Origin of the sequence: Streptomyces sp. NBC_01304, assembly GCF_035975855.1 — a bacterium.
GTDB lineage: Bacteria > Actinomycetota > Actinomycetes > Streptomycetales > Streptomycetaceae > Streptomyces.
In genome coordinates, this window is sequence record NZ_CP109055.1 from 5,401,421 (window position 1) to 5,423,939 (window position 22,519).

Consider the following 22,519-nt stretch of genomic DNA (forward strand, 5'->3'; position numbering starts at 1 on the left):
AACTCATGGCAATCGACTTGAAGAAGATTCAAGAGGACGTCGCCGAACTCAAGGAAGAGGTCAAAGACTCACAGCGTTCCATTCAGAAGTTCCAGGAGAAATTCGAGCATGGCCGGGCGAAGGGCGAGGTCGTAGGTGCCGCCGGTGTCGCCACCGGGGCCTCCGGTGAAGTAACCGGCGCTTCCTTCGGGTTGAAACTCTTCAATGCCGAACACACCTTCTTCGACGCCCAGGAAATGTACGACAAGTACAAGAGGCGGTCGCCGGAACAGCTGAAGCTGAGGCTCGACGAACTCGCCCCCCACGTCTTCCGTCTCCGATCCCTGCAGGTCCCGCAGGTCAGAGAGTTGGCGGGCAGGGCCCATGAGCGCATCAGTCTGCTCCAGCCCAGAGTGCGGGACGTGGAGTCCTCCCTGCGCGCCATGCGCAACCGGGTCAGCAACAACGTGCCGGCGGCCCGCAGCGCGAGTACGTCGAACCTCGGGAGCTTCTCGGATGCCGCAACCCACATCAACCGGCTGGAACAGCGAATCAACAGGTTGGTCAGCGCCATCGGCTGACGCGTCACCAACGAAGGGGAGATCTCGTGTCACTCATTCCCGCACTGACCCGCGCATCCGGAGCGGTCAACCGGTTCCGCTCAAGCACCAGTTCCACCGGGAACGCGGTCGGCGGCCTCCGCACCAAGCTGGGGCACACCGAGTCAGCTGTCGGACAACTGCGCGGCAAACTTCAAGGTGCTGAGTCCGCACTCGGCAAGTCACGCGGCAGCACCGACAAATTCAAAGGCTCCCTCGACAAACTCCGAGGCTCCGCCGACAAGGCCAAGAACGCCCTCCGCGACGTGAAGCGCCAGGCCGACGCCGTGGAGAAGTCCGTCGGCAAGGCCAGTAAGAACGCCGACAAGGGCGGGAAGTCCATGAAGGGACTCGGGAAGGGGCTCAAGGGGGCCTCCCTCGCGCAGAAGGGACTCAACCTCGCCATGTCGGCGAGTCCGTTCGGGCTGCTCATGACCCTGGCGGCGCCCCTCATCGCCCAGTTCGTGAACATGGACAAGGTCACCGCAGCCCTGCGGCGTGGCATGGCCGTCGCCTGGAAGGCGATCCAGTCCAGCACCCGTGGGGCGGTCGACTTCATCAAGCCGCTGGTCAAGGGGCTCGGAAATCTCATCCTCGCGCCCATCACGGGGCTCGCGACGGCTCTCAACGGGGTGTTCAACGTCCTGGCCGGGGTGAAGATCTCGATCCCCAGCTGGGTCCCCCGGTGGGGCGGCAAGTCCTTCGGCTTCCCCCGCCTGCACGTGCCCGTGCCGCACCTCGCACAGGGCGGCGTCGTCACGGCCCGCAGCGGCGGCCGGCTCGCGCTCATCGGCGAAGGCGGCGAGGACGAGGCCGTCATCCCGCTGTCCAGGCTGGAGCGCATGCTCAGCAAGGGCGGCGGCAGCCAGGCGGCCACCCTGCGCCGCCTCGCCGAGGCCATGGAGCGCCTCGCCGAGCGCCCCGTCCACGTGGACGTCGACTCGCAGACCATCGCCCGCGCCGTGTTCGCGGGGCAGCGCGCCCTCGCCCGACGCTGAGCCTCAACTCTCCGCGCACGGCCACCGAGCCCAACAGACAACAGAACAGGAGGAGTTCATGGCCAGGAACCTCTGGATCGGCACCCCCGGCCGGCTCCGCGAAATACGGCAGGCAGCCAAGAGCTGGGACCGTACCGCCGAGCTGAACGTCAGTGAATTCAAGGCACTTGAAGGGCGGATCACCACCTTCGCCCCCGCCCGCACCACCCGTCGCATGAAGCTCGCCTTCGACTGGCTGGAGCCCGCCGACGCCCAGCACCTCGTCCAGCTCGCCCGCCGCATCGGCACCGGCCGGGGCCCGCTCGCCGTGCTCGACCCGGCGTCGGTGAACCTGCTCGACCCCTATCAGGCGGCGGGCCAGTCCCAGGCTCCCGGTGGCGGCGACCACTGGTTCACCATGAACGGCGCCATCACCCTCGCCCCGTCCGCCGAGGGCAACACGGTCGCCGACTGCCAGGACGTGGCCGCCGCCGTCGGCTGGATCCACGGCACCTGGGCCGGCTGGCCCGTCGCGCCCGGCATGAAGGTGTCCTGGCTGCTCCCGGCCGGCTGGGACCCCGCCGTCGCCACAGCCCAGCTGGACTGGAAGGACGCGTCGGGCGGGTACCTCAGTACTAGCCAGGCCGTCGGCACCCAGGTCACCGGCACCGCCCCGGCGGGCGCCGCCTTCGCCACCCCGGTCGGGAAGCCGGGCGCCACCGGGCAGTTCGGGCTCGCGGGCGCCTGCTTCACCATCGGCGAGACCCCGGTCGCGAACGCGCTGGGCGACGGCTGCCCGGCCATGTCCGTCACCGCGTACGGCGACGTCCCGGCGACCCGGCTCCCGTACCGCAATGTCAGCATCGATCTGGTGGAGGTGCGCCGTGCAGCCCTCTGACGACGCGCTCGACGAAGCCCTCGCCTCCCCGGAGCGCGTCCCCGCGCACTCCACCCGGCTCGGCGGCAAGGAGTTGGGCCCGCAGGTCCAGTCCTGGAAGGTCGAGCGGGCGTACGCGACCGATCTGCCGGAGGCGATGCGGGCGTTCTCGGGCAGCGCGTCCGCCCAGCTGGAGCTCCAACTCGGCGGTGCAGCAGGGGTGAACGCCCCTCGCCTGTACTCCGCCTGGGCCGACCGCACGACCGGTGATGTCGTACGTCCCGGCCAGTCGGTCGTCCACACGGCGGGCGCGGGCTCCCGGACGCTCCCCGCGTTCCGCGGCACGGTCCGCTCGCGCTCCGCCGCCTCCGGCAGCGACACCGTGACCGTGCAGGCCCTGGACGGCGCGGAACGCCTGCGCGGCCCGGCCTCGCTGCCCCGGCCGTACCACGGCTATTACTGGGGGTACCCGGTCGCCACCGCCACCTGGTGCGTGGACGAGCTGCTCCGCCAGGGCGGCATCCACACCTGCCCGCCGCCGCGCGCACCCGAGGCGGACAAACTGGACGAGGCGCCGTTCACGGTGCTGTACGCCTCCCTGCACGGCGGCTTCAACTCGACGTACGGCCAGCCGGAAGTGCTGCCGCACCCGGCGACGTACGACTGGATCCGGGACGGTGCGCCCTTCGAGATCGCCCTGATGCCGAAGGCCGCGGGACTCACCGCGAGCTGGATGCCGCGTTCGCGCTTCGTGCTGCCGGGCAAGACCTTCCAGGTCGAATGCTGGGCCAACACCGCGCTCGCGCGCGGCAATACGGTCGAACTGACCGCGCTGTTCGACCGCAGCGGCGGTGCGTACGGCTCGATCAAGGCGAGCTTCGACACCTCCACCGGGGTCGTGGCCATCAGTTCGGGCACCAAGGACGGCACGTCGACCACCGTCACCTGGGGCTTCCCCAAGTTGCAGTCGCTGAAGGGCAATTGGCACCTGGGCATGACGGTGCAGACCGCGTCGAGCGGCGGCACCGTGTACCCGACCGTGCAGCCCCGGCTCACCAGCCCGGACGGCTCGTACCACCGGGGCGGTGTGTACACCTTCAGCGCGCCGGCCTCGGCGCAGCCGCGCGCCGAGCTGTTCCGGATCGACCTGACGACCGACATGGCCGTCGAGTGCCTGCAGGTCACCGACCGGGTGTGGGCGGACTCGGAGTCCTACACCCGAGAAGCCTGGGAGCAGCAGGGCGAGTGGGCCAAGGGTGCCGTGCTCGACACCCCCGAACTGCCGCTGTACGACATCCCCAAGGTCAGCGGCTCGCAGTGGGACGCGATCACCGAGATCGCGCGGGCGTCGATGTCCACGGCGGAATTCGACGAGCAGGGCATCTTCCGCTGGCGCGGTCCGGGGCGGTTCGCCAAGGTGCCGGCCGATCCCGATCTCACCGTCACGACCAGCAGAGACATCGCCTCCCTCACGGTCACCGAGGAGATCGACGCCTGCCGCAACTACTGCGAGCAGCCGTACCAGGACTGGACCGGCATCCGCTCCGCCACCGGCGATCCGGTGGACGACACCGCGGTGCGGGAGCTCAAGCCCAATGTCCCGGTCGATGTGAAGTACGCCCTCGCGGAGGAGGAGAACGACATCGGGCCACTGCTCGTCGTCGACGACTCCGCGCCGAGCGAGGGGCACCGGGTGCGGTTCGGCACGGCGGCGACCGGGGGCAGCTCCGTGAAGGGGACGGTCACGGTCAGCTGCTGGCGTGAGGGGCCGCTGTACGTCGTACGGTTCACCAATCGCGGTACGTCCAGCGTGTGGACGGTGACCAAGGACGGGAAGCCGTCCGTGCGGATCGTCCCGCAGAAGCGCACGGCCGACCCGAAGCAGCGGCGCTGGGCGTGGCTGAGCCCGAGCAGCCAGCAGTTCTACGGCAAGCAGCAGTACGTGGCGCCCGCGTCCGACTGGGTGCAGACGCAGGCCGCGTCGTCCACCCTGTCCCAGGCGATGCTCAATGCCGGGCGCTATCCGGTGCCGGTCCTCGGCGAGGTGGACGTGCTGCACGATCCACGGATCCAACTCGGCGATGTGGTAAGGGTGGTGGACTCTGCGGGTGCCGAGCTGGACACCCTCGCCTGGGTGGTCGGCCTGCGCATCACGCACACCGCCGGCGCCGCCCCGCAGCAGGTCCTCACCCTGCGCGGCACCGCGTACAACGGCGCGCCCGCCGATGCCGGACTCACCCCGGACGGGCCGGTCGATCCGCTGTACGGCAAGCAGCGCACCTACCTGTCGGTCACTGCGGGATACGCGACGCTCGAAGCGCTCACGACGAGCGCGGTCAGCTATCGCACGCTTCTGGAGACGACGGGAGCGGCGGCATGAGCGAGCCGGCGGAGCACCTGGACGGGGACGTCCCCGAGTACGCGCTGCCGGAAGGTCCGACCCCGATCGACAACCCCCTGGCGAGCGCCGACGACACCGGCATGATCCCCGGCGAGATCCTGCCGCCCCCGCTCTGGGGCTGAAGTCCCAACCCGCCTCTCAAGACTAGGAGTTCACCATGGTCGCGCTCACCCCGATGGGCAATCTCCCCTACCCCCAGCCCACCGATGCCGCGAATGTCCCGCTGCACCTGCAGTCCCTCGCCGAAGCCGTCGACGGCCGCACCGTCCTGCGCTTCACCGACGCCGCCGACCGCGAGGCGAAGGTGAAGGACCCGGTCGGCGGGATGGTCGCCTGGCTGAACAACCCGGGACGCCTCTTCTACTACCACCCGAACGCGAAGGTGTGGGCACCCGTCTTCCCCAACCCCTCTCACTGGTACAACTACCGGCCCAACACGACCGCTTCGGCCACCTACGTCGAGATCCCCACCGAGCCCCTGTCGGTCGGCTTCCTCGCCCCGCCGTCCGGCACCGTCCTCATCACCCTCGGCGCCCGCATGAGCAACAGCGCGGCGAGCACGGCCTATCTGTCGGCCGCCGTGAAGCAGAGCAGCACCGTGGTCAGCGCCGCCGATGATGCGCGGGCCGCGGTGGTCCAGGGCACCAACCTGGTCTCGGCGAGCATCCAGTACCCGGTCTCCGGCCTCACCCCCGGTCTCACCTACACGGTCACCGGCGCCTACCGCTCCGCCGCCGCCACCAACACCGCCACCTTCGTCAACCGCTTCGTCACCGTCGCACCCATGGGCTGACCACCCCTTGAGGAGGAGCACCATGTCCTCACCCCTGACCCCCGACGCCCTCGCCCGCGCCCTGCGCGACGAGGGCGTCCGCATGAGGGAACACGGCAACTGGAAGACGTACAACCGCAATCACAAGGGGAGTTGGGGCCCGGTCCACGGCGTCATGCTGCACCACACGGCGGGCCGGAAAAGCCTGTCCCTGTGCCGCACCGGCACTCCCGACCTCCCCGGTCCGCTGTGCATCGGCCTGATCTCCAAGGACGGCACGGTCCATCTGGTCGGGTACGGCCGTACGAATCACGCGGGCAGCGGCTCGACCGCCGTCCTCGACGCGGTACGCACCTCACGCGCCCTCCCGTCCCGCCCCGGCCCCGACGCCGTGGACGGCAACGCCCGTTTCTACGGCTTCGAGATCGAGAACCTGGGGGACGGGCACGATCCGTATCCGGCCGCTCAACTCGACGCGGTGGAGCGGTTGTCGGCAGCCATCTGCCGATCCCATGGCTGGCCGGGCGCACGCGTCATCGGCCACAAGGAGTGGACCCGCCGGAAGATCGACCCGTCCTTCTCGATGCCGACGATGCGCACGCGCATCGGCGCCCGCATCGGGACCACTTCCCCCAGGCCCCGTTACGCGCCCTTCCCCGGCACCGAGTTCTTCACGTCCAGCCGCCGCAGCGCACTGATCACGGCACTCGGCCGCCGCCTGGTCGCCGAGGGCTGCGGGCGGTACGCGGTCGGTCCCGGCCCCGAGTGGGGCGAGGCCGACCGGACCTCGTACGCCGCCTGGCAGCGCAAGCTCGGCTACGTCGGGGCGGCGGCAGACGGGATACCCGGCCGGATCAGCTGGGACAAGCTCCGCGTCCCGCAAGCCGATTGAGGAGGGCCGGCCGATGACCGATGCCACGCGCCGCACTGTGCGTACGACTGTCCAGACCCTGCTCGCCCTGATCCCGCTCCTCGCGGGCGACGCCACGGCCGACTCGATCCCCGCCCTCGCGGGCGTGGTGGCGGTGGCCGCCGCGCTCAGCCGGGCCATGGCGCTCCCCGAGGTGGAGCGACTGCTGCCGTCCTGGCTGCGGAAGGGGGCAGGTGGATGAGCCCCGCCCAGACCGAGGGCGTGGCCCTCGAACTGGAACGCCTGCGCCGCTCCGTCGACGTCGGCTTCGCCACCACCCGCGGCGACCTGGCCCTGCTCCTGCAACGCGCCGACCAGACGGACAAGGCCCTTGCCGAACACGAGGAACGCCTCGACGCCCTCGAACGCAGCCGCTGGCCCCTGCCGTCCCTGGCGGCGCTCAGCTCCTGCACGGCACTGATCGTGACGCTTTGGCAGGCGACGAGCCGCTAGCGGATGCGCCAACAGGGCGTGATTCACGCCTACTTGGGGTGATCGATACAACCAACCGGGGCCCTCGCGGGTCTGGCTGACCATGACTTCAGCCAGACCCGCAGCCCGCGGCAGAAGCGCCGCCCGGGCCCTCGCCGCAACCGCCGTCGTGGCAGCCACCGCAGGCAGCCTCCTCACCGTCGCGGCTCCGACCTCCGCCGCCGCGGTGGACTGCGCCTCGCCCGTCTACAAGCGGCAGTTCTTCGCCAACACCACCTTCTCCGGTACGCCGAAGCAGACGGACTGTGACGCGGCCGTCGACCACGACTGGGGCACCGGCGCCCCGGCCGCCGGCCTGCCGAGCAACTACTTCGGCGTGCGCTGGACGGTGACCCGGGACTTCGGTTCCGGCGGCCCGTTCTCGTTCCCCGTGGCGGCCCAGGACGGCCTGCGCGTCTACCTGGACGGCGTCCGCAAGGTCGACCTCTGGAAGAACGTGTCGGCGACACAGGCGAAGACCGTCGACCTCGACATCCCTGCCGGGAAGCACTCTCTTCGCATCGACTTCGTCAACTGGACGGGGGCGGCGAACGTCAAGTTCGGCTATGTGCCCCGCACTTCGGGCTCCGATGACACGACCGCGCCACTGGCACCGACCGGATTCACGGCGACGTACGACAACGACTCACGCAAGGCGCACCTGGCCTGGGACCCGAACAAGGAGATGGATCTCGGCGGCTACCAGGTGTACCGCCGGACCGGTGATGCGGCCGACTGGACGACGATCAGCGGCTCGGACCCCTTCACCGGCACCACCTTCACGGACGCCCCGCCGGCCACCGGCGAGACGTACCACTACCGGATCCGTGCCTTCGACCAGGCGGGCAACGGCTCCCCGAACAGCGCCGAGCAGCAGGTCGTCAGCCTCAACAGCGGGCCGGGCACTCCGACCGGCCTCACCGCGACGGGCACGACCGGGGGCAACACCCTTCGCTGGCAGCCCTCTTCGGGCCCGGTCGACCACTACGAGATCTGGAAGGTGTCCGACGGGCCGCAGGACCCGGACGACCCCCGTATCTCCGAGAGCCCGGCCTATACCGATGCGGGAGCCCGGCAGGGCGTCCCCGTCAGCTACCGGGTGCGGGCCGTGGACGCACAGGGACGCGTCTCTCCGTACTCGGAGACCGTGACGGCCACCCGTCCGGATCCGGGCCAGTCGCCGACGCCCTCGGGCGTCACGGCCTGGTACACCGACGGCGTGAACCACCTGTCGTGGGACGGCGGCGGATATCCGAATGCGAGCAGCATCCGGGTCTACCGCCTCGGCCCGAACGACGACACCTGGACCCTGGCCGGTGAGACCTCGGCCTGGAGCGACGGATACGACGATCCGGGCTGGTTCCATGCCAGGTACTACGTCGTCACCGTCGACGACTGGGGCAAGGAGTCCAACCCCGCCTACACCGGTACGTGAGGGCAACGTGATCGCAGAAGGGGCCGGGAGGTCTGTAACCTCCCGGCCCCTTCGGACAGTTGAGCGCTCGGTGTGCTGCTCCGATTAGTCCGACGACCGCTTGGGCCGCCACACCACCAACGCACTCGTCTGCTGCATTTCCTGGTACGGCACCAGATCACGTCGGTACGAGGCGTGGACCTGGGCCTCACGTTGCTGCATGGCGGCGGCGGCCCCCTCCACTGCGGAGGAGAGCTCCGCCACGCGGGACTGCAGCGCGGCGACCTGGTTCTCCAGCTCGATGATGCGCTTGATGCCGGCGAGGTTGATGCCCTCGTCCTGCGACAACTGCTGCACCTGGCGGAGCAGTTCGATGTCGCGGGCCGAGTAGCGGCGGCCGCGCCCGGCCGTGCGGTCCGGGGAGACCAGGCCGAGGCGGTCGTACTGGCGCAGCGTCTGCGGGTGCAGGCCGGAGAGCTGGGCCGCGATCGAGATCACGTACACCGGGGTCTCATCGGTCAGTTGGTACGGATTTCGTCGACGGCCGTCCATCTCAAGCTCCCTTCGCGGCCTGGAACAGTTCTTCCCGAGGATCGTGGTCCTCAGTCGCCTTGCGGTAGGACTCCAGTGCTTCCTTCGCCGAGTCGGAGAGGGAAGTCGGAACCGCCACCTCCACCGTCACGAGCAGATCGCCGCGGGTGCCGTCCTTGCGGACCGCGCCCTTGCCGCGGGCCCGCATGGTGCGGCCGTTCGGCGTGCCGGGCGGCAGCTTCAGGGTGACCGGCGGGCCGCCCAGGGTGGGGACCCGCACCTCGCCGCCGAGGGCGGCTTCGGTGAAGGACACCGGGACGGTGACCGTGAGGTTGTCGCCCTTGCGGCCGAAGACCGGGTGGGTGTCGACGTGCACGACCACGTACAAGTCGCCTGCCGGACCGCCCCGTTCACCTGGTGCGCCCTTGCCGCGGAGCCGGATGCGCTGCCCGTCCGAGACCCCGGCCGGGATGCGTACCTGCATGGTCCGCGAGGACTTCGCGCGGCCCGAGCCCTTGCAGACCTCGCAGGGGTCCTGGGCGATGAGGCCCCGGCCCTTGCAGTCCACACACGGGTCGGTGAGGGAGAACCCTCCGCCGCCGCCCCTCGACACCTGGCCCGTGCCGACGCAGGTCGGGCACACGCGCGGTGTGCCGTTCTTGTCGCCGGTGCCGGAGCAGGCCTTGCAGGGCTGCTGGGAGGACATGCGCAGAGGAACCGTCGCGCCGTCCACTGCCTCGGTGAAGCTGAGCGTCACCTCGGACTCGATGTCCTGGCCCCGACGCGGCTGCGTACGCGTGCCCGCGCCCGCACCGCCCCGGTTGAACAGACCGCCGAAGACGTCCCCGAGCCCGCCGCCGAAGCCGCCGGCGCCACCCTGGCCGCCTTGGCCGGCGCCGCCGCCCTGGGTGCCGCCTCCGAAGAGGTCGCCCAGGTCGAAGTTGAAGGTGCCGCCGCCGGCGCCGCCGGGACCGGCCCGGAAGCCGCCGTTGCCGAACAGAGCACGCGCCTCGTCGTACTCCTTGCGCTTCTTCGGGTCGCCGAGGACGTCATTCGCCTCGGAGATCTCCTTGAACCGCTCCTCGGCCTTGGCGTTCCCCTTGTTGGCGTCCGGGTGGAACTCGCGCGCGAGCTTCCTGTACGCCTTCTTGATCTCGGCCTCGGTGGCGTCCTTCGGGACGCCGAGGACCTTGTAGTAGTCCTTCTCGATGAAGTCCTTGGTGCTCATCCCCGGCGTCCCTCCTTCCGAGTGCCGGATACGTCAGCCCTGGTCGGGGCCACCGTTGTCCTTGTCATCCGTCGAAGCCTCGTCGGCCTCGGCGGCTTCCTTGCCCTCCGCGACGGTCTGCGCGCCGGGCTGCGGCTCGGCCACGGCCACCCGCGCGGGGCGGATGGTGCGCTCGCCGATCCGGTACCCCGGCTGCAGGATCGCCACGCAGGTCGTCTCGGTGACGTCCGGCGCGTACGAGTGCATCAGGGCCTCGTGGATCGTCGGGTCGAAGGGCTCGCCCTCCTTGCCGAACTGCTGCAGGCCCATCTTGGCGGCGACCGTCTCGAGCGACTCCGCCACCGACTTGAACCCGCCGACCAGCTCGCCATGTTCCCGCGCGCGGCCGATGTCGTCGAGGGTCGGGAGGAGTTCGGTCAGGAGGTTCGCGACGGCGATCTCCTTGACCGTGATCCGGTCCCGCTCCACCCGGCGGCGGTAGTTCTGGTACTCGGCCTGCAGCCGCTGGAGGTCGCCCGTGCGCTCGTTGAGCGCGGTGCGGACCTGGTCCAGCTGGGCCGTCAGACCTGCTGCCTGTGCTGTTGCGTCCCCGGCCGGGGCCGCCGCCCCCTCCTCGTCGGAGGGGGAAGCGGCCTTCGGCTCAGCGGCCTCGGGGGTGTCGCCGGAGGGGACGTCGGGCTGCTCTTCGAAGCCCGGGGTCTCCTCCGTCATGCGGCGCCGCCCTTGTCCTTGTCGAAGTTCGGCTTCTCGTCGTCGACGATCTCGGCGTCCACCACGTCGTCGTCAGCCTTGGCCTCGGCGCCCGCGTCACCGGCCGGCGGGGCGTCGCCGCCCGCGGCCTGCGCGGCCTGGGCGTCGGCGTACATGGCCTGGCCGAGCTTCTGCGCGACGGCCTGGACCTTCTCGGTGGCCGTACGGATCTCCGCGGAGTCCTCGCCCTTGAGCTTTTCCTTCAGCTCGACGATGGCTTCCTCGACCTCGGTCTTCACGTCGCCGGGGACCTTGTCCTCGTTGTCCGTGAGGAACTTCTCCGTCTGGTAGACGAGCTGCTCGCCCTGGTTGCGGGACTCGGCCGCCTCCTTGCGGCGCTGGTCCTCGTCCGCGTACTGCTCGGCCTCCTGGCGCATGCGGTCGACCTCGTCCTTCGGCAGCGAGGAGCCGCCGGTGACGGTCATCTTCTGCTCCTTGCCGGTGCCGAGGTCCTTGGCCGTCACGTGCATGATGCCGTTGGCGTCGATGTCGAAGGCGACCTCGATCTGCGGGACACCGCGCGGGGCCGGCGGCAGACCGGTGAGCTCGAACATTCCGAGCTTCTTGTTGTACGCCGCGATCTCGCGCTCGCCCTGGTAGACCTGGATCTGGACGGACGGCTGGTTGTCCTCGGCGGTGGTGAAGATCTCGGACCGCTTGGTCGGGATCGTCGTGTTCCGCTCGATGAGCTTGGTCATGATGCCGCCCTTGGTCTCAATGCCGAGGGACAGCGGGGTGACGTCGAGGAGCAGGACGTCCTTGACCTCGCCCTTGAGGACACCGGCCTGCAGGGCGGCGCCGATGGCGACGACCTCGTCCGGGTTCACGCCCTTGTTGGCGTCCTGGCCACCGGTCAGCTCCTTGACGAGCTCGGCGACGGCCGGCATACGGGTCGAGCCACCGACGAGAACGACGTGGTCGATCTCGGAGAGCGCGATGCCCGCGTCCTTGATGACGTTGTGGAACGGCGTCTTGCAGCGCTCCAGAAGGTCGGACGTCAGCTGCTGGAACTGGGCGCGCGTGAGCTTCTCGTCCAGGTGCAGCGGGCCCTCGGCGGACGCCGTGATGTAGGGCAGGTTGATCGAGGTCTCGGTGGACGAGGACAGCTCGATCTTGGCCTTCTCGGCGGCCTCACGGAGGCGCTGGAGCGCCATCTTGTCCTTGGACAGGTCCACGCCGTGGCCGTTGTTGAACTGCTTGACCAGGTAGTCGACGACGCGCTGGTCCCAGTCGTCACCACCGAGGTGGTTGTCGCCGTTGGTGGCCTTCACCTCGACGACGCCGTCGCCGATCTCCAGCAGGGACACGTCGAAGGTGCCGCCGCCGAGGTCGAAGACGAGGATCGTCTGGTCGTCCTTCTCGAGCCCGTAGGCGAGAGCGGCCGCGGTGGGCTCGTTGACGATGCGCAGGACGTTCAGGCCCGCGATCTCGCCGGCCTCCTTCGTCGCCTGGCGCTCGGAGTCGTTGAAGTAGGCGGGCACGGTGATGACCGCGTCCACGACCTTCTCACCCAGGTAGGCCTCGGCGTCACGCTTCAGCTTCTGCAGGATGAAGGCGCTCATCTGCTGCGGGTTGAAGTCCTTGCCGTCGATGGCCACCTTCCAGTCAGTGCCCATGTGGCGCTTGACCGAGCGGATGGTCCTGTCGACGTTGGTGACTGCCTGGCGCTTGGCGACCTCGCCGACGAGCACCTCGCCGTTCTTGGCGAAGGCGACGACGGACGGCGTGGTCCTGGCGCCTTCGGCGTTGGTGATGACGGTGGGCTCGCCGCCTTCGAGAACGCTGACGACGGAGTTAGTCGTGCCCAGGTCGATGCCGACCGCACGTGCCATTTTGGATCCTCCAGAGAACTTGAGTGGAACTGGCTCAAGAGTGCCATGCCGCTCGCCGCGGGTCAACAGAGCTGAGTCGACCCGACTCAACTTTTATTCTGGCCTTACGGGCAGGGGTGGGGGTGGTGGGGCTCGGGGTTTCCCCGTGGGCCCCTTGCGTCCCATGCGTCACAGCGGCTTTTGATTTCCCCCACCCCGCCCCTTCCCGAAAGTCCTGCGGACGGCTGGGGGTGGGTGGGGACGCGGGGTGGGTGGGGACGCGAAGTCCCCGCGGACGGCTTCGGGGGCTCCGCCCCGGACCCCGGATCGGCCTGCGGCCTCTATCCTCAAACGCCGGACGGGCTGATTTATCAGCCCGTCCGGCGTTTGAGGACTTTCGGGAAGGGGCGGGGCGGGGGAGGAAATCTCGACACAGCCATGCCCAGAATGCCCGGTTTGCTCGCAATTCGCACCCCGTCTCCTAGCCTGCCAGGCATGCAACCCACCCCCCTGACCCGGCGCATCGCGGCCAGCCCCCTCGCCCCCGTGGCCAACTTCCCCGTGCGGCTCGCCACCGTCGCCCGGCACAACGCGAAGGTGCTGAAGCAGTCCGGCAGTTGGCTGGTGCGTTCACGCGAGAACGCCTGCTTCACGTACGACCTGAAGGACGTGAACCGGGAGCAGCTCGCCTGGTTCGCCGCCACCGTCACCGGCCACCCGGTGAGCGAGCTCCGCGGTTACCTCGACGAGGTCGAGGCCGACCACGACCTCAGGGAACACCTGCGGCGCACCCTCGCCGCGAGCCCCCGTCGCCGTACCTGCGACCACCTGGTCCGCTATGCGCGCCGGGCCGCCGCGTACGCCGTGGTGCGGGCCCTGCGGCCCGAGCGGGTCGTGGAGGCCGGGGTGCATCGCGGGATCACCAGCTGCCTGCTCGCCGCCGCGCTCCTGCGCAACGGCAGCGGGCGGCTGACCACCGTGGACATCGATCCGCAGTACGGGGAGCTGGTACGAGGTCCGTACGCGGACGTCACCGATCGCGTCGTCGGGGATTCCGTGACGGAGCTGGGCCGGCTCGCACCCGGCAGCGTAGGCCTGCTGATGCTCGACACGTATGTGGGGCATGCGCATGAGACCGCCGAACTCGACGCCGTCGTACCGGCGTTGAACGAGCAGGCCGTGGTCATGTCCACCGCGAGCCACTGGCTGACCTCGCTCGGCGAGTGGTCGGAGCGGCACGGGCGGTCCTACCTGCACTTCCGCGAGGACCCGGCCGGGCACTGGCACCCCGGCGAGGGCTACGGCGCGTCCTTCCCCGGGCAGGGGATCACCCGATGAGCCTCGCCACCTGGTACCAGCGCTACGAGCAGTGGCAGGGCCTCGACCGGGCGCTGCAGCACTCCCCCGCCCAGGCCTGGTTCCGGTCCCGCGCGGCCACCCGGCTCGCGGTGCTCTGCTACCACGGCATCGAGGACGCGAGCGCCTTCGAGGCCCAGCTGGAACGGCTCACCCGGATCGCCTCGCCGGTGTCCCTGCGGCAGGTCGAGGCGGCCGTGCACGAGGGGCGCCCGCTGCCGCCGCGCAGTGTGCTGCTCACCTTCGACGACGGGGACCGGTCGCTGTACGTGGACGGGCTTCCGCTGCTGCGGGCGTACGGGGTGCCTGCCGTCGCGTATGTCGTCGCGGGGCTGATCGGGACGGACGAGCCGTTCTGGTGGGAGGGGCTGAGCGACGAGCTGGGGCATGCGGTGAAGCAGGTGCCGGACGCGGAACGGCGGCGCATGCTGGCCGAGTTGCCGGTCCGGCCCCGGCGGCAGCAGCTGTCGGCCGAGGAGTTGCGGGAGCTGGTGGACGGTGGGGTGGCCGTCGGGAGTCATACGTTGACTCATCCGTGCCTCGACCGGTGCGAGGGGGCGGCCGTGGAGCGGGAGATCGAGGACGCGCACCGGTTGCTGACGGGGTTCCTCGGGGTGGCGCCGACCTCGTTCGCCTATCCGAACGGGAACTTCGATCCGCGCGCGGATCGGCGGCTTGCCTCGCTCGGGTACCGGACGGGGTTTCTGTGCGATCACCGGCTTACCGCGCCCGGGTTGCAGCATGCGCTGCGGCTGAGTCGGCTCCGGGTGTCGACGCTTACGACTCCGGCGCGGTTCGAGACTGTGCTTTCGGGGTTGCAGCCTGCGGTGTTCCGTACGGGGCGGGGAGCGGTTTCGGCGCTGCGTCGGGTGCGGGCCGTGGGGCGTTGAGGCATTCTTTCGTCCCCACCCCACCCCTTCCCGAAAGTCTGCGACGCCTTCCGCCCTTCGGGCGGTGTCCTCAAACGCCGGACGGGCTGAATATTCAGCCCGTCCGGCGTTTGAGGACAATCTTTGAAGCCGGCGGCAGCCTTACGGGAAGGGGCGGGTAGGGGAAAGAATCAGTTGCCTCAACACCCCGTCGATCGAAGCCCCGCAAGCCCGCAACGCGTCATACCCCGCCCCCCACGGATCCGCGACGTCATCCGCGGCAGCGGGCGGCACCGGAAGGGTGCCCCGGGCCGAGGCAGCACGTGCCACGCCCCCGGGCGTGAGGTCCCCGGAGAGCCGTACGAACTCGCGGAGCGTGAAGCTGCGCCGCAACCCCGCGGGCCACAGCCGCACCGCCGCCTCCCGGTGCTCCCGCGCGAGCCCGAGCACCAGGTCGGCCCGCGACACCAGCTCGGCCGTCAGCCGCCGGGAGGTGAAGTCCCGGCCCTGGCCGCCCAGTTCGGCGAGGACCGAGCGGGTGGCCGTGTCCATGCCGGGCACGGACCCCGCCTCGGTGCCCGCGCTGGACACGGTCAGCGACGGGGCGTGCAGGGCCAGCAGGCGCTCGGCGAGCACGGAGCGGTGGACGTTGCCCGTGCAGACGAACAGCACCGAGAACCCGGAATCAGAACGGGAATCAGAACGGGAATCGGAAGGGAAATCGGAAGGGGAACTCATCGTGCCCACACCGCATCGGACGCGCTCACTTCTCCCCCGCCAGATACGACAGCGCGACTCCGTCACGCGGCCGGCTCCGGGACGGCCGCGGCGGCGGCATCCGGCGCGAGGACGTGTCGTCCGAGGCGTCCTCGGGGCGCGGGTCGCCGTATCCGCCGTAGGCCCCGTACCCCTTGGACTTGGGCGCGGGCGCCATGCTGAAGACCGTGCCGAGGGTGCGTACGCCCACCGTGCTCAGCGCGCTCGCAGCGGTCCGCACCTGCTCCCGCGACGTGCTCGACGCGCGTACCACGAGCAGCGCGCCCTGGGCGAGCGGGGCGAGGCCGACCGTGTCCGCGACCGGCAGGAGCGGCGCGGTGTCGACGATCACGGCCTCGTAGGCGGAGGCGAGTTCGCGCAGGAAGTCGCCCATGCGGTCGGAGGCGAGCAGCTCGGTCGGGTTGGGCGGGATCGCGCCGCTGGTGAGGACCGCGAGGCCGCTGGGGCCCTGCTGCATCACCTCGGCGATCGAGGCCCGGCCGATCAGGACGGTGGTCAGGCCCGCGTCCTGGACGAGCCCGAAGGTGCGGGCGACGCACGGGCGGCGCAGGTCCGCGTCGACGAGGCAGGTGGTGACGCCGGCCTCGGCGAGCGAAACCGCCAGGTTGGCCGCGGTGTTGGTCTTGCCCTCGCCGGGCAGTGAGCTGGTCACGACCATCACCCTGGGGCGGTCGTCGACCTGCGCGAACTGAAGGTTGGTGCGCAGTCGGCGGAAGGCCTCGGCGCGCGCCGAGTGTCCGCTGTCGCCCGTGGTCAGCGGGTGGTCGGGGGCCGCCTTGTCGTAGGGGATGGAGCACAGGACGGGCAGCGCGGTCAGCTCGCTGAGGGCCTCGGCGCTCTTGAGCGTCGTGTCGAGGGTCTCCAGGAGGACGACGAGGCCGGCGCCCAGGAGCAGCCCGCCGAGGATGCCCGCCGCCATGTTGAGCAGCGGCTTGGGCGAGACGGGCGCACCGGGCACGGCCGCCTGCTGGGTGATGCCGAGCGAGACCGGCGCGAGGGACGAGCCCTGCGGGGTCTCCAACTGCTCGACGACGTCCGAGAAGCGCAGCGCCACGGCGTTGGCCACGCGGGCGGCCCGGCCGGGCTTGGTGTCGGTCACGACGATGTTGATGAGCACGGTGTTCAGCGGGGCCTCGGCCTTGATGCGCCCGGCCAGTTCGCCGGAGGTCAGGCCCGGCTTCAGCTCGCGGGCGACGTGGTCCGTGACCTGACGGGTGGCGACGATCGCCACGTACGACTGGACGCGTGACTGCAAGAAGCTCTGGCCCTGGTTCAGCTGGACGGTGTCGCCGCCCGAACGGGCCGCGACGAAGAGCTGGGCACGGGCCTCGTACTCGGGTGTGGACAGTGCGGTTGCCGTCCAGCCTGCCGCGGCACCGAGCAGCAGACAGACGAGCGCGACCGGCCAGCGTCTGGCGATCACCTTCAGGAATCCGTGGAGATCCACGTGCGTGCTCCTTGCGAGATGTGCGACGTATGCGACAGGTGGGGACGGTGGATCAGGGGCGGGACTGGCTGCGCAGCCAGGCGTAGGTCTCCGCGAGGCCGTCGGGCAGCGCGATCTCCGGCTTCCAGCCGAGGCCGTTGATCAGGCCGGTGTCGAGGAGCTTCTGCGGGGTGCCGTCGGGACGGGAGGCGTCCCACTCGACGCTCCCCTGGTAGCCGACGGTGCGGGCGATGAGCGCGGCGAGCTCGCGCAGCTCCAGGTCCGAGCCGGTGCCTACGTTGACGGGGGCGTCGCCGTCGTAGTTCTCCAGGAGGAACAGGCAGGCCCGGGCCAGGTCGTCGACGTGCAGGAATTCGCGGCGTGGCGTGCCGCTGCCCCAGTGGGTGATGCGGGAGGCGCGCCGGCTGTGGGCCTCGTGGGTGCGCTGCAGCATCGCGGGGACGACGTGCGAGGTGCGCGGGTCGAGGTTGTCGCCGGGGCCGTAGAGGTTGGTCGGCATCGCGGAGATGTAGGGCAGTCCGTACTGCCTGCGCAGCGCCTGGATGTGCAGGATCCCGGAGATCTTGGCGATGGCGTACGCGTCGTTGGTGGGCTCCAGCGGACCCGTGAGCAGCGCCGACTCGGGGATGGGCTGCGGGGCGTGCTTGGGATAGATGCAGCTGGAGCCGAGGAAGAGCAGGCGCTCTACGCCGAACTCGTGGGCCGCGTCCAGGACGTTGAGCTGGATGCGGAGGTTGTCGGAGAGGAAGTCGACGGGGCGCGCGGCGTTCGCGGCGATGCCGCCGACCCGGGCCGCCGCGAGGACGACGACCCGGGGGCGCTCGGCGGCGTACAGCCTGCGTACCGCGTCCCTCTCCCGCAGATCGGTGACGTCCGAGGAGCGCAGCAGCAGGTCGCCGAAGCCCTGCTCGGTGAAGTGGCGCACCAGCGCGGAGCCGACGAGGCCGCGGTGTCCGGCGATGTGCACGCGTGCGGTGCGGCTCAGCTCGGCAGGGCTCAGGGTCCGGAGTTCCACGCTGTGCATCCCATCGGATCGTCCCGGTATGTCCGAACCATGAGATTAGCCACTTATGCGGCACTCTTCCGGTAGCGCCCTACCCGAGGAGCTCATGTGGTGCAACCGCAGCAGCCATCGCGCCTTGCCGTTCTGATGACCAGTCACAACCGGTGCGAGACAACCCTGTCGGCGATCGAAGCCCTCGACCGGCAGTCCGGGCTGCCCGAAGGGACGGCCGTGGACATCTACCTGGTCGACGCGGGCAGCAGCGACGGCACCCCGGACGCGGTACGCCGTCTCCACCCGGGCGTCCACCTGATGAGCGTCGGATCCGATGTCTTCTGGGGCCAGGGCATGCGCATCGCCAGCCGCAACAGCCGGGGCGCGGGCAGCCCGCACTTCACCCACCAGCTGTGGCTCAACGACGACGTGGAGCTCGCCACCGACGCGCTCGCCCACCTCCTGGTCACCGCCGAACAGGTCGGCGAGGACGCCGTGGTGGTCGGCGCCGTGCACGCGCGGGGCGACCACGGACACACCACCTACTCGGGCCGCCGCGGCCGCGCCCTGCACCTGGTCGAGCCCACCGGCCGGCCCGAACCCTGCGACACGTACAACGGCAACGTCGTCCTCATCCCCCGCGCGGTGCGCGAGCGCGTCGGCGACATCGACCGGCGCTTCCGGCACGGCATGGGCGACTACGACCACGGCTTCCGGGCCCGCAAGGCGGGCGTGCCCGCCTATGTGGCGCCCCGTCATGTCGGGGCCTGCGACACCAATCCGCCCCTGACCGGTTCGCACGAGCCCGGCATCGGCGTGCGCGAGGCCCTGCGCCGGGTCACCTCGGTGCGCGAACTGCCCACGCGGGCCTGGTGGGCGTACTGCCTGCGGCACGGCTGGCCGTGGGCGCCGGTGCACATGGTGTCGCCCTATGTGCGGACCGTGGTGCGGGCGGGGGTCGGCAGATGGAACTGACCCCCTCCGCCCTCCTCCTCGCCTCGACGGTCCTGCTCGCGTTCGGCTTCCTGGTGTGGGGCTGCTGCAGGCGGCCGTTGTGGGGCATCGTGCTGTTCGCGGGGGCCCGCCTGTGGGAGTCCCTGAGCACCGACACGGCGGGCCTGTCCGCCACCGGTGTCGACCTGATGGCCGCGGACGCGGTCGCCCTGGTCCTGTTGTGCGCCGCCGCCCCGCGACTCCTCAGCGGGGGGCGGCTACGGCTGCCCGCGCCGGTCGCGCTCGTGGCGCTGTGCGTCCTCGGCGGCACGCTGGTTGTCTCGGCCGCCCGCGGGATCGCCGTCGTCGGGCTGCAGCGCACCGGGCTCGACGCCCGCCCGGTCTTCCAGCTCTGCGCGGTGGCACTGTTCGCGGCCACCTTGCCCGCGACCCGGGCGACCCTCACCTTCTTCGTACGCCTCTGGGCCTGCTACGCCATCGTGCTGTGCGGGGCCGTCCTGCTGTGGTGGCTGGACACGGGGATCGGCGGCGCCGGACAGAACGTGGCCGTCGACGGAGTGCTCACCGAGGCCCGGCCGCTGAGCGCCATGGAGTCACTGGTCATCGGCCAGGCCGCGGTGCTGCTCCTCTACCGGTACGGCGCCTCGATGCGCGCCCGGGTGCTCGCGGTCTCCATGGTGGTGATCGTCATCCTGATGCAGAGCCGCTCGGGCTGGATCGCCTGCGCGGCGATGTGCGCCTGCCTCCTCGTCCGGCGCGGGCGCGCCGGCGCTTCCCGGCTCGCGACCCTCGCCCAGGCCGCCGGCGTCGTCTCGTTCCTGGTGCTCGCAGGACTGCTCAACCAGTCCAGCACGGTGGCGGACAGCCTGCTCACATCGAGCCAGGACACCACGACCTTCACCTGGCGCGTGGACAACTGGCTGTCGGCGCTTCCCGTGCTGCACAGCCCCGGGGACTGGATGCTCGGGGTGCCCCTCGGCGGGGACACCCGGCGTCTCGTACCCGGCGGCCTCACCGAGGTGTCCATGCACAACCACTTCCTGGACGTCCTGGTGCACCAGGGCCTGCTCGGCGTGGCGGCCCTCGTGGCCCTCTACGGGTGCGTGTGGCGCCGGGCCTCGCGCGTCCCCGACGGCACGCTCCTGAGGGCCCTCGTGCTCGGCCTGGTCACCTTCTCGATCACCTATCCGCTCCGGCCCGAACAGGCCCTGCTCCTCGGCCTGTTGGCCGTCTTCGCCGGTCGCCGCCCCGATCCCCCCGTCGTGTCCCTGCCCCTGCCCGCCCGCCCCATTCTGGAGACGCCATGCCCCGCCGTACCGCGCTGATCACCGGCATCACCGGCCAGGACGGCTCGTATCTCGCCGAACTCCTCCTGGAGAAGGGCTACACGGTGCACGGCCTGATGCGCCGCTCCTCCACCTTCTCCACGGCCCGCATCGACCACCTCTACCAGGACCCGCACGAGCCGGACGCCCGCCTCAAGCTCCACTACGGAGACCTCGCCGACGGCTCCCGCATCACCACGCTCCTGGAGCAGATCCAGCCCGACGAGGTCTACCACCTGGCCGCCCAGTCCCATGTCCGGGTCTCCTTCGACGAACCCGAGTTCACGGGTACGACGACGGGCCTCGGCACCACCCGCCTCCTCGAGGCGATCCGGATGACGGGCCTGCCCTGCCGCTTCTACCAGGCGTCCAGCTCCGAGATGTTCGGCGCGACCCCGCCCCCGCAGGCCGAGTCGACGCCGTTCCACCCGCGCTCCCCGTACGCCGCCGCCAAGGTCTACGCGTACTGGATCACCCGCAACTACCGTGAGGCGTACGGCATCCACGCCGTCAACGGCATCCTCTTCAACCACGAGTCCCCGCGCCGCGGCGAGACCTTCGTGACCCGCAAGATCGCCCGCGCGGCGGCCCGGATCGCGCGCGGCGAGCAGGAGTTCCTGCACCTGGGCAACCTGGAGGCGCGCCGCGACTGGGGCTATGCGCCGGAGTACGTGGACGCGATGTGGCGCATGCTGCAGACCGACACCCCCGACGACTACGTGGTGGCCACCGGCACCAGCTACAGCGTCCGCGACTTCCTCACCTTCTGCTTCGAGCACGTCGGTCTCGACTGGGAGCGCCATGTCCGCTTCGACGAGCGGTACTTGAGGCCGTCCGAGGTGCCCGACCTGATCGGCGACGCGTCCAAGGCCGACCGCGAGCTGGACTGGCGGCCGACCGTGCGCACGCCGGAGCTGGCCCGCATCATGACCGCCGCCGAGCTCGACGCACCCGCCCCGGTGCCCGCGCCCGCCCGCGGCGACGCCCAGGCACTGCTGCCGCGATGACCGCGCCCCTGGTCCTGCAGATCGCCAACGAGCCGGTCCTGAGCGACAGTTCACGGTTCGTCCGGGCCTTCGGCACGCTCGCCGCCGAAGGCCTGATCAGCCACACCGCGCTCTCGCCGGTCTCCCTCCTCCCGGCCGGATTCCCGGCGGCCCTCGAAGGCACCCGGGCCGCACTGCGGGGCCTGCGGCCCGATGCGGTGTTCGTGCAGTCGCCCGGCGCCTTCCCCTGGACGCCCGCGCTGGTACGGGAGTTGCTGGCCTCGCTCGGCAATCCGCCCGTGGTGTGCTGGGAGGGCGACGCGTGGGGCGGCCGCAAGCGGCTGCCGGCCCCCACCGCGGCCTGGCTCGGCGAGGCCACGACGGTGTTCAGCGTCGCCCTCGGCCCGCAGCGGGCGCTGCTCGGACAGCACACGGACGCGCCCGTGCGGTACGTGCCCAACGTGCTGCCCCTGCCGTGCGACGACACCCCGGTACCACCGCCCGCCGCGGCGCGCGCCGACGCCGTGCTGATGGGCAACCGCTATGTGCGCCTCGGCTTCCTGGAGCGCGTCGACGGCAACCTCGACCGGGCCCGCGTGGTGCGCGGCCTGCGCTCCCTGCCGGGCTGCCGGCTCGCCGTGCACGGCACCGGCTGGCGCGGCCGCGGCGCGCTCGGCCCGGTGCCGTACGAGCGGCAGCCCGAGTTCCTGCGCCACGGCCGGATCGCCGTCGGCTGGGACCACTTCCACCACTACGCCGGCTTCTACTCGGACCGCATGCCCATCTCGTTCCATGCAGGGCGCCCACTGGTCAACTCCCGCCAGCCGGACCTCGATTGGCTGCCCGGCCCCGACCACGGTCTGCATCTCGCGGCCACCCCCACCGAGGCCGTGCACGCCGTGCGGGACCTGCTCACCGCCGATCCGGAGGCGCTGCACGCCGCCGCCTTGCGCGGCCGGGCCTGGGTGCGCGAGCGCCTCACCGACCACGAGGCCCTGCTCCACATGCTCGGCTTCCTGGTGCCCCTGCCCGCCCCGCCCGCCGACCCGTGGCGGGCCTTCGACCGGGATCCGGTCGGCGTATGAGGC

Annotated in this window: 23 protein-coding genes; 16 read left to right on the top strand and 7 right to left on the bottom strand. The window is 70.8% G+C overall.

The window, feature by feature from the left end; genetic code table 11:
* Positions 1–5: 5 nt before the first annotated feature.
* The 10 genes from OG430_RS23900 (at position 6) to OG430_RS23945 (ending at position 8,421) form a co-directional block, all read left to right on the top strand.
* Positions 6–560 (top strand): hypothetical protein, encoded by a 555-nt coding sequence (locus tag OG430_RS23900; protein ID WP_327354622.1) that lies wholly within the window; start codon positions 6–8, stop codon positions 558–560.
* A gap of 26 nt (positions 561–586) precedes the next feature.
* The gene (locus tag OG430_RS23905) at positions 587–1,576 is read left to right on the top strand and encodes a hypothetical protein (protein ID WP_327354623.1); all 990 of its coding nucleotides are present in this window, start codon (positions 587–589) and stop codon (positions 1,574–1,576) included.
* Positions 1,577–1,634: 58 nt separating this feature from the next.
* A complete protein-coding gene (locus OG430_RS23910) occupies positions 1,635–2,453 on the top strand; it encodes a hypothetical protein (protein WP_327354624.1) in 819 nt (272 codons plus the stop codon).
* Entirely contained in the window at positions 2,440–4,812 is a 2,373-nt protein-coding gene (locus OG430_RS23915; RefSeq protein ID WP_327354625.1) for a hypothetical protein, read from the top strand. Before OG430_RS23910 ends, OG430_RS23915 begins: the two co-directional genes overlap by 14 nt.
* Positions 4,809–4,955, top strand: coding sequence for a hypothetical protein (locus OG430_RS23920; RefSeq protein WP_327354626.1), 147 nt, complete (start codon positions 4,809–4,811; stop codon positions 4,953–4,955). The genes OG430_RS23915 and OG430_RS23920 overlap by 4 nt, the downstream gene beginning before the upstream one ends.
* 35 nt (positions 4,956–4,990) lie before the next feature.
* The gene (locus OG430_RS23925) at positions 4,991–5,626 is read left to right on the top strand and encodes a hypothetical protein (protein ID WP_327354627.1); all 636 of its coding nucleotides are present in this window, start codon (positions 4,991–4,993) and stop codon (positions 5,624–5,626) included.
* 22 nt (positions 5,627–5,648) lie between these two features.
* Positions 5,649–6,497: a peptidoglycan-binding protein gene (locus tag OG430_RS23930; protein WP_327354628.1), complete on the top strand. Its 849-nt coding sequence runs from the start codon at positions 5,649–5,651 to the stop codon at positions 6,495–6,497.
* Between the two features lie 13 nt (positions 6,498–6,510).
* Complete coding sequence (locus OG430_RS23935; protein WP_327354629.1) at positions 6,511–6,717, top strand: hypothetical protein; 207 nt, start codon at positions 6,511–6,513, stop codon at positions 6,715–6,717.
* Positions 6,714–6,968 (top strand): hypothetical protein, encoded by a 255-nt coding sequence (locus OG430_RS23940; protein WP_327354630.1) that lies wholly within the window; start codon positions 6,714–6,716, stop codon positions 6,966–6,968. The genes OG430_RS23935 and OG430_RS23940 overlap by 4 nt, the downstream gene beginning before the upstream one ends.
* Before the next feature lie 82 nt (positions 6,969–7,050).
* Complete coding sequence (locus tag OG430_RS23945) at positions 7,051–8,421, top strand: fibronectin type III domain-containing protein (RefSeq protein ID WP_327354631.1); 1,371 nt, start codon at positions 7,051–7,053, stop codon at positions 8,419–8,421.
* A gap of 84 nt (positions 8,422–8,505) precedes the next feature.
* Here OG430_RS23945 and OG430_RS23950 read toward each other — a convergent pair whose 3' ends face one another.
* Genes OG430_RS23950 through dnaK form a run of 4 tightly spaced genes read right to left on the bottom strand, consistent with a single transcriptional unit; the run spans position 8,506 to position 12,741 of the window.
* Positions 8,506–8,952 (bottom strand): heat shock protein transcriptional repressor HspR, encoded by a 447-nt coding sequence (locus OG430_RS23950; protein WP_327354632.1) that lies wholly within the window; start codon positions 8,950–8,952, stop codon positions 8,506–8,508.
* A gap of 1 nt (position 8,953) precedes the next feature.
* Positions 8,954–10,159 carry a molecular chaperone DnaJ gene (dnaJ, locus tag OG430_RS23955; protein WP_327354633.1) on the bottom strand — a complete coding sequence of 402 codons (1,206 nt, stop codon included), beginning with the start codon at positions 10,157–10,159 and terminating at the stop codon, positions 8,954–8,956.
* A gap of 33 nt (positions 10,160–10,192) precedes the next feature.
* A complete protein-coding gene (gene grpE, locus OG430_RS23960) occupies positions 10,193–10,870 on the bottom strand; it encodes a nucleotide exchange factor GrpE (protein WP_327354634.1) in 678 nt (225 codons plus the stop codon).
* Positions 10,867–12,741 (bottom strand): molecular chaperone DnaK, encoded by a 1,875-nt coding sequence (gene dnaK, locus OG430_RS23965; RefSeq protein ID WP_327354635.1) that lies wholly within the window; start codon positions 12,739–12,741, stop codon positions 10,867–10,869. The genes grpE and dnaK overlap by 4 nt, the downstream gene beginning before the upstream one ends.
* A gap of 474 nt (positions 12,742–13,215) precedes the next feature.
* Between dnaK and OG430_RS23970 the strand changes: the two genes are divergently transcribed.
* Both OG430_RS23970 and OG430_RS23975 read left to right on the top strand, forming a co-directional pair.
* The gene (locus OG430_RS23970; protein WP_327354636.1) at positions 13,216–14,058 is read left to right on the top strand and encodes a class I SAM-dependent methyltransferase; all 843 of its coding nucleotides are present in this window, start codon (positions 13,216–13,218) and stop codon (positions 14,056–14,058) included.
* On the top strand, positions 14,055–14,966 hold the full coding sequence (locus tag OG430_RS23975; RefSeq protein WP_327354637.1) for a polysaccharide deacetylase family protein: 912 nt from the start codon (positions 14,055–14,057) through the stop codon (positions 14,964–14,966). Before OG430_RS23970 ends, OG430_RS23975 begins: the two co-directional genes overlap by 4 nt.
* 141 nt (positions 14,967–15,107) lie before the next feature.
* On the opposite strand, the gene OG430_RS23980 is transcribed toward OG430_RS23975, so the two are convergent.
* The 3 genes from OG430_RS23980 to OG430_RS23990 form a co-directional block, all read right to left on the bottom strand.
* A complete protein-coding gene (locus OG430_RS23980) occupies positions 15,108–15,617 on the bottom strand; it encodes an arsenate reductase/protein-tyrosine-phosphatase family protein (protein WP_327354638.1) in 510 nt (169 codons plus the stop codon).
* A gap of 91 nt (positions 15,618–15,708) precedes the next feature.
* Positions 15,709–17,169: a polysaccharide biosynthesis tyrosine autokinase gene (locus tag OG430_RS23985; protein ID WP_327354639.1), complete on the bottom strand. Its 1,461-nt coding sequence runs from the start codon at positions 17,167–17,169 to the stop codon at positions 15,709–15,711.
* A 52-nt stretch (positions 17,170–17,221) separates the two neighbouring features.
* Positions 17,222–18,193 (bottom strand): GDP-L-fucose synthase family protein, encoded by a 972-nt coding sequence (locus OG430_RS23990; protein ID WP_327354640.1) that lies wholly within the window; start codon positions 18,191–18,193, stop codon positions 17,222–17,224.
* A 126-nt stretch (positions 18,194–18,319) separates the two neighbouring features.
* On the opposite strand from OG430_RS23990, the gene OG430_RS23995 reads away from it, so the two are divergent.
* Genes OG430_RS23995 through OG430_RS24010 form a run of 4 tightly spaced genes read left to right on the top strand, consistent with a single transcriptional unit; the run spans position 18,320 to position 22,516 of the window.
* Positions 18,320–19,141: a glycosyltransferase family 2 protein gene (locus OG430_RS23995; protein WP_442816542.1), complete on the top strand. Its 822-nt coding sequence runs from the start codon at positions 18,320–18,322 to the stop codon at positions 19,139–19,141.
* A complete protein-coding gene (locus OG430_RS24000; protein WP_327354641.1) occupies positions 19,132–20,445 on the top strand; it encodes an O-antigen ligase family protein in 1,314 nt (437 codons plus the stop codon). The genes OG430_RS23995 and OG430_RS24000 overlap by 10 nt, the downstream gene beginning before the upstream one ends.
* Positions 20,424–21,452 (top strand): GDP-mannose 4,6-dehydratase, encoded by a 1,029-nt coding sequence (gene gmd, locus OG430_RS24005; RefSeq protein ID WP_327354642.1) that lies wholly within the window; start codon positions 20,424–20,426, stop codon positions 21,450–21,452. The genes OG430_RS24000 and gmd overlap by 22 nt, the downstream gene beginning before the upstream one ends.
* Positions 21,449–22,516 carry a glycosyltransferase gene (locus OG430_RS24010; protein ID WP_327354643.1) on the top strand — a complete coding sequence of 356 codons (1,068 nt, stop codon included), beginning with the start codon at positions 21,449–21,451 and terminating at the stop codon, positions 22,514–22,516. Before gmd ends, OG430_RS24010 begins: the two co-directional genes overlap by 4 nt.
* The last annotated feature ends 3 nt before the right edge of the window (positions 22,517–22,519 follow it).